The organism is Streptomyces sp. YKOK-I1 (assembly GCF_054660435.1).
The window spans coordinates 8,415,175-8,429,159 of record NZ_BAAGDR010000001.1; the positions used below are offsets into that span (position 1 = coordinate 8,415,175).

The following is a 13,985-nucleotide window of genomic DNA, read 5'->3' on the forward strand; positions in this document are numbered from 1 at the left end:
CTGATTGGTCAGGCGGCGGTGTTGGCGAGTTCCAGCAGGACGGCGGCGTGGCAGTGGTCCGGGTCGCCGGGCTCCGGGAGCGGGCACCAGCACATGAGGTCCCGGCCCGCGAGCTGCCGCCGCGCGGCGGCGAGGAGGCCGGACTGGGTGGCGGCCCAGGCCCGGTACCAGTCGACGGCGACCCGGCGGGCTTCGGTGTCGCTGCGGCCGCCGAAGATGACGGCGTCGGTGCGGGTGTCGACGACAGCGTGGGTGTGGCCGCACTGCTTGACGGCGTAGGGGTTGCCCCAGGGGGTGCCGCGGCCGACGTACTTGGCGTCAGCCGGGGCGCGCCAGCCCTTGGTGCGGCGGCGTTGGAGGCGGCGGGGCTCGGTGTCGAGGGCGATCTGTCGGATGGTCATCACGCGTTCCTTCAGGGTTGGGCGGTACGGTTCGGGCCAGGCCCGGGCGTGATTGCTGCACGCCCGGGCTGTCAGATCAGGGAGTCCTGCACGGCCTCGGCGGCCAGCGGCGTCTCGGGCTCCTCGCAGAGCGGCGGCGGGTTGAACTCGATGCGGGCGTGCCGCCAGTTCCGCTCCCGCATCTCGGCGAAGCTCATGAGGTTGCGGTGCATCTGGCCGTTGAAGACCGCGGTGAGGGTGCCGTCGGGGTGGAGGGTGCAGTCCTGGGGCCGCAGGCCCTCCGTGTGCACGCGGATCGGGGTTGGGGTGGTGGGCAACTCGATGTGCTGCTCCGCGGCGACGGCCTCGGCGGCCGGGGCGGCGCAGTGCCGGCAGCCGCAGTGCCCGCTCACTGGATGCCCCCGGCCAGAAGGCGGCCCACGGTCGGCTCGTCGACGCACAGCTTGACGGCGATCTCGGCTGCGCCCAGCCCGTCACGGGCGAGGCTCTTGGCCATCTCGGCCCACTTGGCCGGCCGGTCGGCGGGTTGGACGTAGTCGGCGCCCAATCGGGTCGGCCACCAGTCCTCGTGACCCTCCTGGCGGCACAGGGCGCACAACGCGCCGTGGTAGGTCGCCGAGCCGCACTGACCGCACTCCGACGAGGACCGCGCCGGGGGCTCGCCGCCCCGCATCACGGTCACGCAGTCCGGGCACAGGCCCTCGGGCAGCTCGGCGTCCGGCCCGGTCTCGGTCATCTGCTCGGGGACGACGGCCATGCCCTCGCAGGCGGTGAGGGCGAGGACGCCGGGTGCGGCCTGGGGAAAGAAGATCGGGCTGGGGAAGATGTGGCGGACGTCGGGGGTGGCGTCGGCGTAGGGGCTGTGCGGGTTGGGGGCGAGCTTGGCCATGGGGTGTTCCTTTCGTGGTGGGTGGGTTGCGTGTGTAGTGATCGCTGCTGGTCAGGCGGTGTTGGGCCGCTGCGCGGCGACGAGGCGGGCGTGGGCGTGTTCGCGGAGGCTGTTCAGCTCGCGGAGGGTCTGGCAGGCGGCCCGCAGACGGGCGGTGTGCTGCTCGCGGCGGGCGTCCAGCCAGTCGAGGATGGTCCCGTAGCCGTAGTGGACGATCTGGTCGGCGGGGATGCGGAGGAGCCGTTCGGTACGGGCCGCCTCCCAGTCGTCGGCCTCGTCGTCGTCGGGCGTGGTCATGCGGGGCGCCTTTCGGTGTCCGTGGTGGGGTGTGTGGGTCGGTCGGGGTGGCTGCCGGTGTCGGGGTCGCAGGCGAGGTGTGTGGGGTATCCGCGGTCGAGTCGGTAGCCGGTGAGGGGGGTGTGGCAGACGGTGCAGAGGGGTGTGTCTGGGCTGGGCTGCCCGTCCCCCTGTCCCCCCTCTAGGGAGGGGGACATGGGGACAGGTCCGGTGGCGGCCTTGTTGGACCTGTCCCCGACCTGTCCGGGACAGGTTTGACCTGGGGTTTCTTCTGTACCTGTCCTGATCTTGGGGACAGGTTGGTCAGATTTCGGCGGGGACAGGTTTGGGGACAGGTTTTGAGGGCTGTCCTGTCCGGGTGTGTCCCGGTTTGCCGGGGCGTGGGGCTGCTGAGGGATGGTGTCAACAAGAGGCCTCTGAGAAAACTGCTGGTCAGACCTGTCCCCGACCTGTCCCCGTGACTTGCGGATCCGGGCAACGTCAGCAAGGAGGTCATTGCGGACGGAGATCTCCAGGCGCTGGCACTCGGTGCGGAGACGCTCCCGCCCGTAGGTGGCCGGGATGCCGGCGCGGTCGAGCTGGGTGGCGATCCACTCGGCGGTGCCGACGACCGTGGCTGGGTCGACGTTGTCGAGGGACTCCAGCACCACGGAGGTGACCGGCCGGCCGTCGGGCTTGTACTCGCCGTCGAGGGTGACGACCTTCAGGCCGAACTGGATGTCGCCGCCCTGCTCGTCGTCTTTCTGCTTGCCGACCTTGACGGTGACGATGGTGTTGCGGGCGTCGTCGCCCTTCTTCGACACGTGGAGCTCGGACTGCAGGGCGCCCTTGGCGGAGGAGGCGCCGCGGCCGTGTTCGCCGACGTGGCCGGTGTGGTGGATGACGAGGACGCAGGCGCCGGTCGCGCGGCGGAGGTCTTCGATCTTCTCGATGACGACGCCGACTTCGGTGTTGGAGTTCTCTTCGACGCCGACGGACACGCGGGCCTGGGTGTCGATGACGATCATCTGGGGCTGGAGGCGGCGCATCGCCTCGATGAGGGTGTCCCACTCGGGGCCCATCGCCTGGACCGGGCGCGGGAGGAAGAGGACGTTGTCCATGCGGACGCCGTAGTGCTGTTCCCAGGCGCGGACGCGCTTGCGGATACCGCGGGCGCCTTCGGCGACGAGGTAGACGACGGTGCCCTGGCGGACGTGCTGGCCGTGCCAGCGGCGGCCGGTGGCGATGTGGGCGGCGATGTCGATGACGACGAACGACTTCATGTGCCCGGACGGGCCGATGATCCGGGCGAGGCTGTCGAGGTGGAGGAGGTCGCCGAGGATGGGTTCCAGGGCGGGCATGCCGTCGAGGGCACTGGAGTCGAGGAGTTCGGCGAGGAGCGCGTCGGCGGGGTCGCCGGAACGGCCGGCGGCGCGTTCTTTCTGCCGCTGCAGGTAGTCGTCGATGAAGGTGACCGCGGCACCGGGTTCGGCGTCGGGGGCGGTCGCCTGCTGGACGATGCGGCGGCCGAGGTCGGCTTCGGCGCGGAGGTCGGCGTCCTTGCGGACGATGTGGGCGTGGTATTCGGCGTCGAGGCCGTAGTCGCCGATGCGGCTGAGGTAGCCGATGCCGCCGGCGCGGCGGAGTTCCTTGCGCTTCTCCAGTTCCAGGCGGAGCGTGAGGGGGGTGATCTCGATGCCCTCGTCGAAGAGGTGGGTGATGACGTCCCAGATCAGTTCGTGCTGCGGGAGGGCGAAGTCGGCGCGGGTGATGATGGTGCGGACGGTGGGGATGTCCTTGGGCTGATGGACGCAGCCGCCGAGGACGTACCGCTCGGCGTCGTACTGCTCGGAGCCGTGCGGGCCCGCCTCGTCGTCGTGCATGTGGCGGACGTTGGACACTGGCTCTCCTCAGAACAGGGTGGTGGGTTCGGCGGGCGGGCAGTGGTGGGTGAGCAGGTGCTGGTGGGGGCAGTCGGGTGGGTGGCGGCCGGTGGTCCAGCGGAGTCGGAGGGGTCCGTGGCGGGGGCGGGGCAGGCACCAGACGAGGTCGTTCGGTGTGCTCGCCGCCTTGGCGGCCCGGTAGGGCAGGGGCTGCTCGGCGGGTGGGAGGTCGACGGCGGCCTTGAGGGCTGCGGTGTGGCCGACCCACTGGACGAGGAGGGGCGCCCGGCACGCGGGGCAGCGCTGAGGGCGGTCACCGCCCCGCGGCCGGGCGCCCATCAGGCCGGGCTGCCGTTCATGACCGCGGTGTCGATCTGCTCGCCGATCGCTTTGACGACGTCCGCGAACGCGGTCTTCCGGATCTCGTCGGGGCGCTCCAGCTTGTAGCCGAGGCGGAGGCCGTTCTGCCCGATGCGGTGGCGCAGGCGGGCGGTGAGCCGGTAGCCCTCGGATCCCTCGAACGGGACCAGGCCGATCACGAAGGTCTCGGGGACGGTGAGCTGTCCCTTCTGGCCGGCCTTCGACTGGACGGTCTCGACGTACTGGAACTGCCGCTGCCCGCTGCTGAGTCGGCTGGCGGACTGGAAGTCGACCTTGATGGCGGCCTGGAAGGACTGGGCGATCTCCAGCATTTCGGCGGAGGACGGCTCCAGCAGCTCCGGCACGTGGTCCTCGAGGAACTCGGCGAACGCCTCCTGGTCCATCAGCTGGCCGTCCATGTGCAGCCACTGCTTCCAGGCGTTGGTCTCGCGCAGGGAGAGGTGGAGGCGGTGTCCGGCCCAGCGGGCGCCTTCGGTGGTGTGGGCGTCGAGGACGGCGGTGATGGTGAGGCGCTCGCTGTCGGCGTATACCTCGGATGCGTCGTCGTGGTGCTTGGTCCAGTAGGCGAGGAAGGATTTGGCGTCGCGGACGGTGGTGGTGCCGGTCTTGCGGGTGGGGTTGTCCTTGTACTGGTCGCCGGTGAGGTCGACCTTGTGGAGGCTGCCGTTGGGGAGGGCGAAGGCGTAGTACTTGCCGGGCTGCAGCTCGTTGGGCGGGGCGGAGGCGAGTGCGGTGTCGACGATGACCTGGGCGTTGTCGAGGTTGGTCATGGATCAGGCGTCCTTGTATTCGGTGGAGGTGTCGGCCATGCGGAATTCGGTGGTGCCGTCGGCGCTGCGGTAGACGCCGGGTGACATCTGGCGGGGGTCTTCGCGGACGGGCTGGCCGTCGTCGTTGAGGAAGTACAGGCTCTTGACGGGGGTGGGCTTGGGGGCCTTGACGGCGGATTCGACGCCGATCGGCATGGGTGCGGACTCGACGCCGTTGGCGGGCGGGTCGACGACGAGGGTGATCGTCATGGAGCCCTTCTTGCCGTGGGTGCGGACGGCGTCGAGGAGCCGGTGGAACTCGGCGGAGAGTTCTTCGTCGGTGCGGCCGTTGAGGTGGCTGGCGAGGAAGGCGGCGACGGGGGCTTGCGGCTGTTCGGTGATCTCGCCGGTCTCGTGGTTGACGGTCATCTGGTGGTGGTGCCTTTCGGGTTGTGGTCTGCGGTTGTGGTTGTGGGGTGGTGGGCCCGCCCCGGCGGGCTGGGGCGGGGCGGGCCCGGGTGGCGGCCTCGGCGTTGGGGCGCCGGGAGGGGGTGGCCGCCGGGTCAGGCCGCTTCGGGTATCTCCTGGGTGCGGCAGGTGTGGGAAGTTCGGATGTCGGCGACGAAGCGGGCGATGTCGCCGGGGCCGCGGCCGTCGGGGGTCTCGGAGGCTCCGCAGAGCAGGCAGTCGTAGCGGGCGCGGGGGAGGCGGTCCCACCGGATCTGGCCGGCCCGGTCGCCGTGCTTGATCTCGCGGCCTTCGCCGAGGTCGACGAGGAGGACGGCGTTGATCCGGCGGGTGGTCATGCCGCGTCCCGGGTGGCGGTTCTGGTGTTGCTGGTGAAGCGGCGCCGCCGACGGCGGAGCTCCACCTGGCTCATGCCGCCCCAGACGCCCCAGCGTTCTCCGGTCTTGATGGCGAAGTCGGCGCACTGCGGGCGTACGGGGCAGGCGGCACAGATGCGCTTGGCCTGCTGGACCTGGGCGGTGCTGCCCTTGCCGTTGGCGAAGAAGACGCGGGAGTCGAGTCCGGCGCAGTTCGCGAACTCGCGCCAGTCGTCGCGCGAGTCGAGGACGCCGTCGGGGTTGTCGGTGAGGTGCGTCATGCCGCTGCCTCCGCCCGGTGGAGGCTGGCGCGGAGCCGGGTCCCGATCCACGTTCCGACCTGCGGGCTGACGGCGTTGCCGTAGCCGTCGACCTGGTTTCGGGCGCTGCCCCAGACCTTGAAGGTGCCGCGGTGGTCGTTGAGGTCAGTGTCGAAACCGCAGCCTCGGCCGACCTCGTTGGCCTTCATCATCCGGAAGTAGCACTCCTCCAGCGGCAGATCCTTGAGCGAGGCCTGCCACTGGGCCATGAGGAGCGCGGTGGTGTCGTGGGCGGTGAGGGTGCCGAGCGGGTCGGTGAGCGGGTGCGGCGCGGTCCCGTGGCCGGGGCTGGTGCCGTTCTGCTTGAACCAGCCAGCCGCAGACAGAAGACCCGGGATCTGATCCGACGTGACCGTCGGCATCGCCCTGTCCGGCCCCGCGGCGAGGGTGTTCTTCCGGAACGGGATCACCCCGGAGACCACGGCGAGAGTCTCCGACCCGACCTGGGTGGGCAGCGGGGAGCCGATACCGCGCGGGACGCCCTGGAAGTTGTCCACCGCCAGCAGGACCGCCTTCTCATGGGTTGAGGTCACCGTGTCCATGGGCAGGGCGATGTTCTTGCCGTCGCCGTTGTGCCGGTGCGCCGCGAACACCGCGCCCGTGGAGAGCAGCGCGGTCTCCTGCTGGCTGGTCTGCGTCGCCAACGGCTGCCACAGAACCCGCTCCGACCCGTGCACGCCCTTCGCCGGCATGAGGACCGCGGGGAAGTCGGCGAACCGGCGGCGGCAGAGTTCCGCGCGGGTCATCGTCGACTTCGCGAGCGGTCCGACCCATCCGTCCTTGAACGTCTTGATCGGCCTGTCGCCGATGCGCGTGCCCAGGTCGGTGAGGTCGAGGGCGGCGATCGACGGGGTCATCGGCGGGATGACTTCGCGGCGGCAGGACGGGCACCGGTAGTTGTACTGCTCGCCGTAATAGACCTTGCCGGTCGGAGGGATGCCGGTCTTCCACGTCCACACGGCTTCGACGTCCTTGTCGCAGTGGTGGCAGCGCGAGATCGGCCGGTGCTCGAGGTCAGGGGCGGGCAGGGACTTGTCCCAGAACATCCAGTAGCCCCGGTTGCGGGACTGGCCAACTCCGAAGAACTGCGAGTTCAGGAACCGCACCGCGCCGTCGTAGTTCAGCAGGTCGAACTGCTTGAGCCACCACCGGTAGGTGGAGCCGTCGCCGTACTTCTTGCCTGGTACCGCCGGGCCCCACGATTGCAGCTCGGTGGTGCACTCGATGAGGATCAGGCGCGGGTGGTGCTTCGCGGCGTACTGCAGGACGCAGGTTGCGGTGGCCCGGTCCCGCTCGGACTTCGTGACCCGGGCCTCGTAGTCGGGGTCGTGGAGTTCGAACAGGGCGAGGCCCTGTTCGTAGGCCTTGACCGTGTTGGCCTGGCTGTGGCTGGTGCAACTCACGCCTGCGGCGAGGAGGTCGGCTGCGGGGAGATCGGCGGCGGAGTGGTAGTCGGATGCCTCGGGGTCTACGAGGTCGGCGATCCAGTGTTCGGCTTCCGGGTGGTTCGCCTCGTGGACGAGGGTCTTGTACTCGTCGTGGTTCGCGCACATGATCGTTTCGAATCCTGCGCGCTTGATGCCCTCGGTGAGCCCCCCGAACCCGGAGAAGCAATCGACGGCGGTGTAGCTGTCGTGGCGGAAGCGGCGCTTGTTGGCGGCTGGCCGGTGTGTGGCGGTGCGGGGCAGCTTCTTGGACGGGCGGGTGACCTTGGGCAGGGTGGGCATCAGACCGTCACCGCCGCCCGCTCCGGCCACCGGACCGAGTCCAGCGCCCGCCGGTGCGTGTCCGGGACGACCGCGAGGGGACAGCCGAGCCAGTGCAGGCCCATCGCGAGGAGGATGTAGGCGTCGGCCTCGTCGTACTTCGCCGTGCCCTCGGTGGTGATGCCGTACGTGTCGGCGACGGCCTGCCGGACGACAGCTTTCAGCGGGTCGCCCTTCAGTCGGACGCCGGTGTCCGGGTCCTTCGGGGCCGCGGTGCCGACGGCATAGATGATCCGGTGGTCGGGGTGGACGACGGCGTACGGGATGCGGCGTTTCCACAGGTCGTGCCGGACCATCCACCGCATCGCGGAGAGGGCGTCTGCGCCCTGGTTGTTCTTCGAGTAGGCGGCGCCCTCAACGACGACGAAGTCGGCGTGGCGGGTGTGGTCGGCGATGCCAGCCAGCTGCTGTTCGAAGCGGGAGTGCTGGCTGGTGCCCTTGGCCTTGACGTAGTCGGTCCAGCCTTCTCCGGCGATGCCGGTGGTGCCCATGGCGACGTCGAGGCCGATGACCTTGGGGGTGGAGTTGGTGGGCCGGGGCCCGGCCGCCGCGAGGGCGGCCGGAGCCTCGGAAGTGAGGTCGAACAAGGTGGTCACCGGGCACCTCCCGTGATGTTGCGGCAGTCGAGACACACGAGCTGCCGGGTGACGCGAGTACGGCAGTGGAGCGTGATCCGGCCCTCGGCCCGGCACAGGGCGGGCGTCCGCTCCAAGGCCTCGATCGGGCGGAGCAGCGGGCCGGTGGCGCGGTGCCGACCGGACGGGGCCGGGCGCACCCACCAGCGGGAGAGTCGGCTTGCCCCAACGAGTGCGGCGCTGAGGGCTGCAGCCCCAGCGGTGATGCGATCGCTCACGCCCCCTCACCCGCCTCGCGCTGCTCCGGGACCGGGCGCAGCGGCCACTCGGTGGGGATCACGGCCTTCGGGTCATGCTTCTCCTTCGCCTTCACCGGGTTCCGCAGCCAGGCCTGGTAGCCCTCGGCGTCCCGCCGGAACCACTCGATCTGCCGCTCGTGCAGCTCCTCGACCGTCACGTCCCTCAGCGAGTTGAAGCGGTTCGTCCGCAGCGCCAGCACCCACTCCGGGCGCTCCCGGTACGAGGTGTGCGCGATGACGCCCATCCGGAACGCGGCACGGGCGGACATCCACGCGTCGTACTCCGCGCCGTGCGCCTTCTCCTCATCCCAGGGCAGGCCGTACGTCTCGGCCGTCGTGCGCATCTGGTACGGGCCCTGCTCCTCCGAGACCCGCTTGCGGAACGGGGCGGCCTGCCGGTCCAGGACCATCGTGTCGATGACCCGCGGCAGGGGCTGGCGGACGATCCCTACGAGGCTGTCGCCGAGGTGGCGGCGGCACTCGCGGTCGAGGAGGTTGAGGTCGTAGCCGCCGATGTTGTGCCCTACGAGCGGCATCCCGGCGGCGGCGACTTCACTGATGGCCTGGGCGATCTCACCGACACCCTGCTGCGCCGGCATGCCGTGCTCGGCGGCGTACTCGTCGGTGATGCCGTGCACCGCGATCGCTCCGGGCTCCATGGGGATGCCGGGGTTGATCAGCCAGGTGCGGACGTCGGGGGTGCGGCCGACGCCGCCGAGGATGAGGGCGCAGGTGACGATGCGGGCGGTGTCGGCGTCCTTGTCGCTGGACTCGAAGTCGAGGGCGGCCATGTGCTCCAGGTGCCAGGTCACTCGGCACCCCCGGCGGCGCGCTCCTTGCCGATGCGGACGACCATCGCGCCGATCTGCTCCTCGACGCCCGCCTCGTTCGTGATGAGCGCGTCGAGCAAGTTGCCCTGCTTCAGCTCGAAATGGATCTGACGCAGCCGACCGGCGCTCGTGTTCGGGTCGCAGATCTCGTCGAGGTACGACACGGCCGAGCGGACGGAGGCCTCACCGCGGTCGATGGTGCTGCTGCCCGGGTCGGGGTCGCCGGTCGGCACCAGGCCGCCGTTCAGAAGGAGCACCCGCAGGGCGACGGACTGCGCCTTCGCGGTGCCCTTGTCACCGGAGTCCAGGGCCTCGCCCTGCGACTGCGCGACGATGACGTCCCCGCGGGGGCCGATGATGTGCCACGTGACCGTGACGGTGCACTCGCGGGTGGCCTTGCCCTTGGCGGTCTTCGTGTCCCGGTAGGTGGCGTCCACCTGGTGCGGGATGACGTTGACGCCGTGCCGCATGGTCACCGGGGCGAAGGCCTGCACGGTGGCGTCGACACCGCGGAAGCTGTACTTCGACCAGCCGTCGTCGTACTGCTCGCCCTTAGCGATGCCGCGGACGTCCTTGCGGACGCGGAGCCACGCCAGGTGAACGGGCACCATCTCGGGGTCGTCGTCGCCGGGCTCGTAGTCGGGCATCCGGCTCGGCGCGGGGAACTGGTCGACGTACTCGTCCGGCAGCCGCAGGTCGTCATGCTGCTCGTCGGTCTCGGTGCGGCCGGCGGCGGCCGCGGCCCGCTCCTGGATCGTGCTCATGCGTTGTGCTCCTCACGGACAGAGCGGGGGATGTTGAGCTGGTAGTGGGTGCGGTCCTCGACGCAGTCCGCGTAGGCGTCCGGCCAGCGCTCGGCGAGACGGTTCAGGTCCGCAGCCCGCTTGGTGCGCTCTTCGAGCGAGACGTGGAGCTTGTCGAGGACGGTGGCCGCCTCGGCTCCAGCCAGGCCAGCGAGGATGCGGGCCTTCGCGGCCTTCTTCCGCTTCTCGGCGGCGGCGTAGGCCTGGTGCGCGTCGAGGTACTCCTCAACGGCCGTCTGCGTGTCGACGTCCCGGGTGATGTCCACGACCCCGGCCCGGTCCGGATGGAGGCGGCCGTACAGGTCAAGGAGCACATCCGGGTCGGCGTCGTGCGCGAGAACCGGAGGGCGCCGCTCGGTGATCTGGGCCCAGGCCCGCTCGCCCGCAGCCCGCAGGTCGTCGACGAGCTGGGCGTGGTCACGGACGCGGATCACGTACTGGCGGTAGTCGTTCCCGCCGATCAGGACCGCGGCGTGCATGTGGTCGTAGCCGCAGGTGTCGGCCTGGTGCAGGGTCTGCACGAGGACGTCATCCGCGACACCGGCGCGGAACTGGGACGCCTTCATCTTGTCGCGGCACTTGATCTCGACGGCGCACTTCTCGGCGCCGTCGGCGAGCGGGCACTCCATGACGCGGCGGTCGAGGGTGCACATCTGCCAGGGGCGGTCGATGTTCTGGACGAGGCCGACGCGGCGGACCACGCTGCGGTTTCGGCGCGCCCATTCGCGGGCGACGGTCTCCTCGTTGAGCCGTCCCCACAGGGCGGGTTCGCTGTCGTCGGACTCCAGCGGGAGGCCGCCGGTCTTGTCGTGCCAGACAGAGAGGGCGTTGCCGTAGCGGGAGATGCCAAGGATGGCGGCGATGTCGGAGGAGCCGATGCCGGAGCGGCGGGCGGTGAGCCACGCGGCGCGGTCGGCGTCGGCGGGGAGGATGAGCCGGCCGGTGGGGGTGACCCGTCGGCCGGCGGCCGGGGCCGAAACCCCGACCGGCGCGGTCGTCGTCATCGGTTGGTACCGCCCTTCGGCGGCAGCTTCACGCCAGCGACGTCGTACCAGGCCTTGCAGTCGCGGGGCGGCAGGCCGCTGTCGCCCTCGCCATCGACGGGTGATCCCATCGCGGTAGCGGCGGCGTGGGCGAGGGTGGCGTGGACCTGCGCGGCAGCGAGGATGTTGGCCACGTCGCTGCCCTCCTGGCGTCCGTCGCGGACCTCGCGGAGCAGCTGCTCGGCGCGGGTGTAGTGCTCAGGGCCGGTCATGCGGCATCGCCCTTCGTGGTGGTAGAGAGGCTGGCCAGGGCGTCGGCCCACACGGCGTCGCCGTACGCGGCCTGATGGCGGGCGGCGATCTGGCGGGCGGCCTCCGCGTCGCAGCGGATCTCGCCGCGCTCGATCTGGCCGAGGACGCGCTCGGTGTCGGGCGACATCTGGATCCGGTCCGAGCGCAGGGACCGGCGGTCGCCGACGTACCGGGCCTCCAGGAGGGTGCCGTCGTCGGTGAGCTGGGTGCGGGTCTCGAAGGATCCGGCGGGCTCGTAGGGCCTGCCGGTGTGGGGCTTTCCGCCGGATGCGGTGCGGATGATGCGGTCGACGGTGTTGGCGGTCAGGGAGTTGCGGTACTCGGCGACGGGCAGCCAGACGCCGGGCTGCTCGCGCAGGGCGGCGGCGGTCTCGGCGTGGTCGACGCGGGTGTGGCGGCTCACGGGCGGCCGTCCTCTCCGGTGGTCGTGGGGTGGTAGGTGCGGCGGCCGTCGGTGTCCGTCTGTATGGCGTCGAGGAGGTACTGGCGGCGGGTCAGAACGTCAGCCACGGCTGCCTCCCGACTGGCGGGCGACCTCGTACCAGACGACGCCCTTCTCCTCGTGCCGGACCAGGTGGCCGGCGTCCGCGAGAGCCGCGAGGTCCCGCTGCGCCATCCCAGGGCTGACCGGGTGGTGCCCGGCCTTGCGGAGCGCGCTGACCGCGCGGCCGGACTTCCAGCGGCGGGCGGGGGCCTGGAGGATCTCGTTGAGGAGCGCGGCCTGGCGGGCGAGGATGGGGTCGCCCTTGGCCTCGTAGGCGGCGGCTTCGTCAGCGGCGTGCTGGTGGAGGAGGCGGCGGACCTCGGCGACGTTGTTGTCGTAGCGGACGACGACGCGGAGGGTGCGGACGAGGCCGCGGAGCATGGCGAGTTCGCCGTCGTACGCCTCGGGAGTGGCATCGGCCCCGGTGGGGCTGCTCTTCTCCCCGGCCTCGGTGAGGACTTCGGCGCGGTAGGCGTCGAGCGCACCGCGCACCTCGGGCTGGGAGTGCACGTTCATGTCGCCGCGCTCGGTGCGGATCATGTCCTGGAGTCGTTCGCGGGCGCTCATGCGGCAGCACCGTCCTCGCGCTGCGTCGGGATCGGCACCACGTTGCTCGGCCCCGGGGCGGCCGACAGCAGCCGCTCACCGAGCAGCCGCAGCGACTCACCACGCACCCGGATCTCGCAGCCCACGAACGCGGCGAGCTTCTCCAGCAGCAGTCGCTCCGGCTCCCAGCCGTCGTGCTCACGGGACAGGGCGCGGTCGTCGACGATGTCCTGGAACATGGCGTAGGCGTCGGGGTCGTCGGCGAGGACGCCGATCACGTAGGTGAAGTAGTCCTCGACGCCGATCGCCATGCCGTCGGGGATGGGGCGGGTGTAGATCCGCATGGGGTCGGTGATGACCGGGCGCCGGAACAGGCGGTGCAGGTACAGGCGGAGGCGGTTCATCGGGCGTTCTCCGGGGTGATGAGTGCGAGGAGCGCGGCGGCGGTGAGGAGCGCCTGCCGGGCGATGGTGTGGAGGGAGTGGCGGGCGCGGACCGCCTCGATGAGGAGGCGGTCGACGGCGCGGCCGAGGGCGGGGCGCGGGTCGAAGTAGGCGAGGTCGGCGTCCGCGAACGCGAGCCCGAATTTGACCAGGGCGATCGCGGTCAGACCGAGGGACCCGGCGGCCGCCCAGTCGGACGGCGAGGCGGGGTTCACTGCGCACCGTCCGGCGCGGGCAGGTCGTGCGGGACCCGGTACGTGTGGTGGACCGAGGCGTAGTGCTCGCCCTGCTCCTCGGCAGTCAGCGTCGGGCACCCCCACGCGTGCCGGCCGAACCGCTTCGGGCAGCCGCACGGGTGGCACGGGTCCGCGCCCGGCTCGTCCCAGGGAGCGGCCAGCGGGATCCCGAACATGGCCCGCAACTCGTCCTGGGACACGTAGTCCTCGCTGACGAGCGGCGGCCGCCGACCGGGCTGCCATTGCTGACCGGCCCGGAGTCGGGCAGCGAGGTCCTTGCGTTGGGCCTCCAGTTCGGCGACGCGCTCCTGAAGCCGCTTCAGCTCGGCTGCCGTCTCCGGCGTCATCAGCAACTGGGCCGACTCCAGCGCGAGCGCGATGCCGGCCGCCGTGCGGTTCTGCGTCAGCGCCGCCAGGATCACGCCTGCCGCGCTGTTCACGAGCTGCGTGTTCACGCGGCAACCTCCGACGCGTCCGCAGCCGCCTCCAGCACCGCGACCGCCGACTCCGTGGTCCGGCCCTCCACGTCACCCCAGTGCGCGACGTGCCCCTCCAAGTGGTGCGGCTCGTCGTTCCACGCGGGCTCGCCGTCCACCTCCAGGCGGCCGGCCAGCACCTTGACCGCGGCCTCGGACAGCTCGGTGATGCGGTGGGGGTTGTCGCCGTGTGGGGAGGTCACGCAGCGGATCGCGGCCACGATCGACAGCGGGCGCGTGGCGTGCGGTGTCGTCAGCCTGCGGTCGAAGGGGTCGGGGCAGTAGTCGCCCTGGTGGTGGCCGACGACGGCGAGCAGCCGGGCCGCCGCACGGAACACGGCCGGGATGGTCGTCGGCCGGGGCGTGGCCTGCGGGGACTGGCACAGGGGCAGAACCGTGGGGTTCTTCTGCAATGATGTGGCCATCGGTGGCCTCTCTTTCTCTGTTTGAAGGGGCGCCGGTCGGGGGTCACTCGGGCCTGGCAGTCGGAGTGGCCCTTCGGCGTTGGT

The 13,985-nt window shown here is 71.1% G+C and carries 22 protein-coding genes; all 22 read right to left on the reverse strand.

Annotated elements, in window-relative coordinates; all coding sequences use genetic code 11:
* Positions 1-8 precede the first annotated feature (8 nt).
* Entirely contained in the window at positions 9-401 is a 393-nt protein-coding gene (locus tag ACYQ8Q_RS37400) for a DUF4326 domain-containing protein (protein ID WP_460071117.1), read from the reverse strand.
* A 71-nt stretch (positions 402-472) separates the two neighbouring features.
* Complete coding sequence (locus ACYQ8Q_RS37405; protein ID WP_460071118.1) at positions 473-793, reverse strand: hypothetical protein; 321 nt, start codon at positions 791-793, stop codon at positions 473-475.
* On the reverse strand, positions 790-1,290 hold the full coding sequence (locus ACYQ8Q_RS37410; RefSeq protein ID WP_460071119.1) for a hypothetical protein: 501 nt from the start codon (positions 1,288-1,290) through the stop codon (positions 790-792). Before ACYQ8Q_RS37410 ends, ACYQ8Q_RS37405 begins: the two co-directional genes overlap by 4 nt.
* Positions 1,291-1,341: 51 nt before the next feature.
* A complete protein-coding gene (locus ACYQ8Q_RS37415) occupies positions 1,342-1,587 on the reverse strand; it encodes a hypothetical protein (RefSeq protein ID WP_460071120.1) in 246 nt (81 codons plus the stop codon).
* Positions 1,584-3,467 carry an AAA family ATPase gene (locus tag ACYQ8Q_RS37420; protein ID WP_460071122.1) on the reverse strand — a complete coding sequence of 628 codons (1,884 nt, stop codon included), beginning with the start codon at positions 3,465-3,467 and terminating at the stop codon, positions 1,584-1,586. Before ACYQ8Q_RS37420 ends, ACYQ8Q_RS37415 begins: the two co-directional genes overlap by 4 nt.
* A 9-nt stretch (positions 3,468-3,476) precedes the next feature.
* Complete coding sequence (locus ACYQ8Q_RS37425) at positions 3,477-3,788, reverse strand: hypothetical protein (RefSeq protein WP_460071123.1); 312 nt, start codon at positions 3,786-3,788, stop codon at positions 3,477-3,479.
* The gene (locus ACYQ8Q_RS37430) at positions 3,788-4,600 is read right to left on the reverse strand and encodes a DUF2303 family protein (protein WP_460071124.1); all 813 of its coding nucleotides are present in this window, start codon (positions 4,598-4,600) and stop codon (positions 3,788-3,790) included. Before ACYQ8Q_RS37430 ends, ACYQ8Q_RS37425 begins: the two co-directional genes overlap by 1 nt.
* 3 nt (positions 4,601-4,603) lie before the next feature.
* On the reverse strand, positions 4,604-5,008 hold the full coding sequence (locus tag ACYQ8Q_RS37435; RefSeq protein WP_460071125.1) for a hypothetical protein: 405 nt from the start codon (positions 5,006-5,008) through the stop codon (positions 4,604-4,606).
* Positions 5,009-5,142: 134 nt separating this feature from the next.
* A complete protein-coding gene (locus tag ACYQ8Q_RS37440; protein WP_460071126.1) occupies positions 5,143-5,385 on the reverse strand; it encodes a hypothetical protein in 243 nt (80 codons plus the stop codon).
* Positions 5,382-5,684: a WhiB family transcriptional regulator gene (locus ACYQ8Q_RS37445; protein WP_460071127.1), complete on the reverse strand. Its 303-nt coding sequence runs from the start codon at positions 5,682-5,684 to the stop codon at positions 5,382-5,384. Before ACYQ8Q_RS37445 ends, ACYQ8Q_RS37440 begins: the two co-directional genes overlap by 4 nt.
* Positions 5,681-7,450 carry a DNA cytosine methyltransferase gene (locus tag ACYQ8Q_RS37450; RefSeq protein WP_460071128.1) on the reverse strand — a complete coding sequence of 590 codons (1,770 nt, stop codon included), beginning with the start codon at positions 7,448-7,450 and terminating at the stop codon, positions 5,681-5,683. Before ACYQ8Q_RS37450 ends, ACYQ8Q_RS37445 begins: the two co-directional genes overlap by 4 nt.
* Positions 7,450-8,085, reverse strand: coding sequence for a hypothetical protein (locus ACYQ8Q_RS37455; protein ID WP_460071129.1), 636 nt, complete (start codon positions 8,083-8,085; stop codon positions 7,450-7,452). The genes ACYQ8Q_RS37450 and ACYQ8Q_RS37455 overlap by 1 nt, the downstream gene beginning before the upstream one ends.
* Positions 8,086-8,338: 253 nt before the next feature.
* Complete coding sequence (locus tag ACYQ8Q_RS37460) at positions 8,339-9,175, reverse strand: exonuclease domain-containing protein (RefSeq protein ID WP_460071130.1); 837 nt, start codon at positions 9,173-9,175, stop codon at positions 8,339-8,341.
* Positions 9,172-9,957 carry an ERF family protein gene (locus ACYQ8Q_RS37465; protein WP_460071131.1) on the reverse strand — a complete coding sequence of 262 codons (786 nt, stop codon included), beginning with the start codon at positions 9,955-9,957 and terminating at the stop codon, positions 9,172-9,174. Before ACYQ8Q_RS37465 ends, ACYQ8Q_RS37460 begins: the two co-directional genes overlap by 4 nt.
* Positions 9,954-11,000: a lambda-exonuclease family protein gene (locus ACYQ8Q_RS37470; protein WP_460071132.1), complete on the reverse strand. Its 1,047-nt coding sequence runs from the start codon at positions 10,998-11,000 to the stop codon at positions 9,954-9,956. The genes ACYQ8Q_RS37465 and ACYQ8Q_RS37470 overlap by 4 nt, the downstream gene beginning before the upstream one ends.
* Positions 10,997-11,251, reverse strand: coding sequence for a hypothetical protein (locus ACYQ8Q_RS37475; RefSeq protein WP_460071133.1), 255 nt, complete (start codon positions 11,249-11,251; stop codon positions 10,997-10,999). The genes ACYQ8Q_RS37470 and ACYQ8Q_RS37475 overlap by 4 nt, the downstream gene beginning before the upstream one ends.
* Positions 11,248-11,694 (reverse strand): hypothetical protein, encoded by a 447-nt coding sequence (locus ACYQ8Q_RS37480; protein ID WP_460071134.1) that lies wholly within the window; start codon positions 11,692-11,694, stop codon positions 11,248-11,250. The genes ACYQ8Q_RS37475 and ACYQ8Q_RS37480 overlap by 4 nt, the downstream gene beginning before the upstream one ends.
* A gap of 99 nt (positions 11,695-11,793) precedes the next feature.
* Positions 11,794-12,342, reverse strand: coding sequence for a hypothetical protein (locus tag ACYQ8Q_RS37485; protein WP_460071135.1), 549 nt, complete (start codon positions 12,340-12,342; stop codon positions 11,794-11,796).
* Entirely contained in the window at positions 12,339-12,725 is a 387-nt protein-coding gene (locus ACYQ8Q_RS37490; protein WP_460071136.1) for a hypothetical protein, read from the reverse strand. Before ACYQ8Q_RS37490 ends, ACYQ8Q_RS37485 begins: the two co-directional genes overlap by 4 nt.
* Positions 12,722-12,979, reverse strand: coding sequence for a hypothetical protein (locus ACYQ8Q_RS37495; protein ID WP_460071137.1), 258 nt, complete (start codon positions 12,977-12,979; stop codon positions 12,722-12,724). Before ACYQ8Q_RS37495 ends, ACYQ8Q_RS37490 begins: the two co-directional genes overlap by 4 nt.
* Positions 12,976-13,455: a hypothetical protein gene (locus tag ACYQ8Q_RS37500; RefSeq protein WP_460071138.1), complete on the reverse strand. Its 480-nt coding sequence runs from the start codon at positions 13,453-13,455 to the stop codon at positions 12,976-12,978. The genes ACYQ8Q_RS37495 and ACYQ8Q_RS37500 overlap by 4 nt, the downstream gene beginning before the upstream one ends.
* Positions 13,452-13,901: a DUF6197 family protein gene (locus tag ACYQ8Q_RS37505; RefSeq protein WP_460071139.1), complete on the reverse strand. Its 450-nt coding sequence runs from the start codon at positions 13,899-13,901 to the stop codon at positions 13,452-13,454. The genes ACYQ8Q_RS37500 and ACYQ8Q_RS37505 overlap by 4 nt, the downstream gene beginning before the upstream one ends.
* Positions 13,902-13,985: the final 84 nt, after the last annotated feature.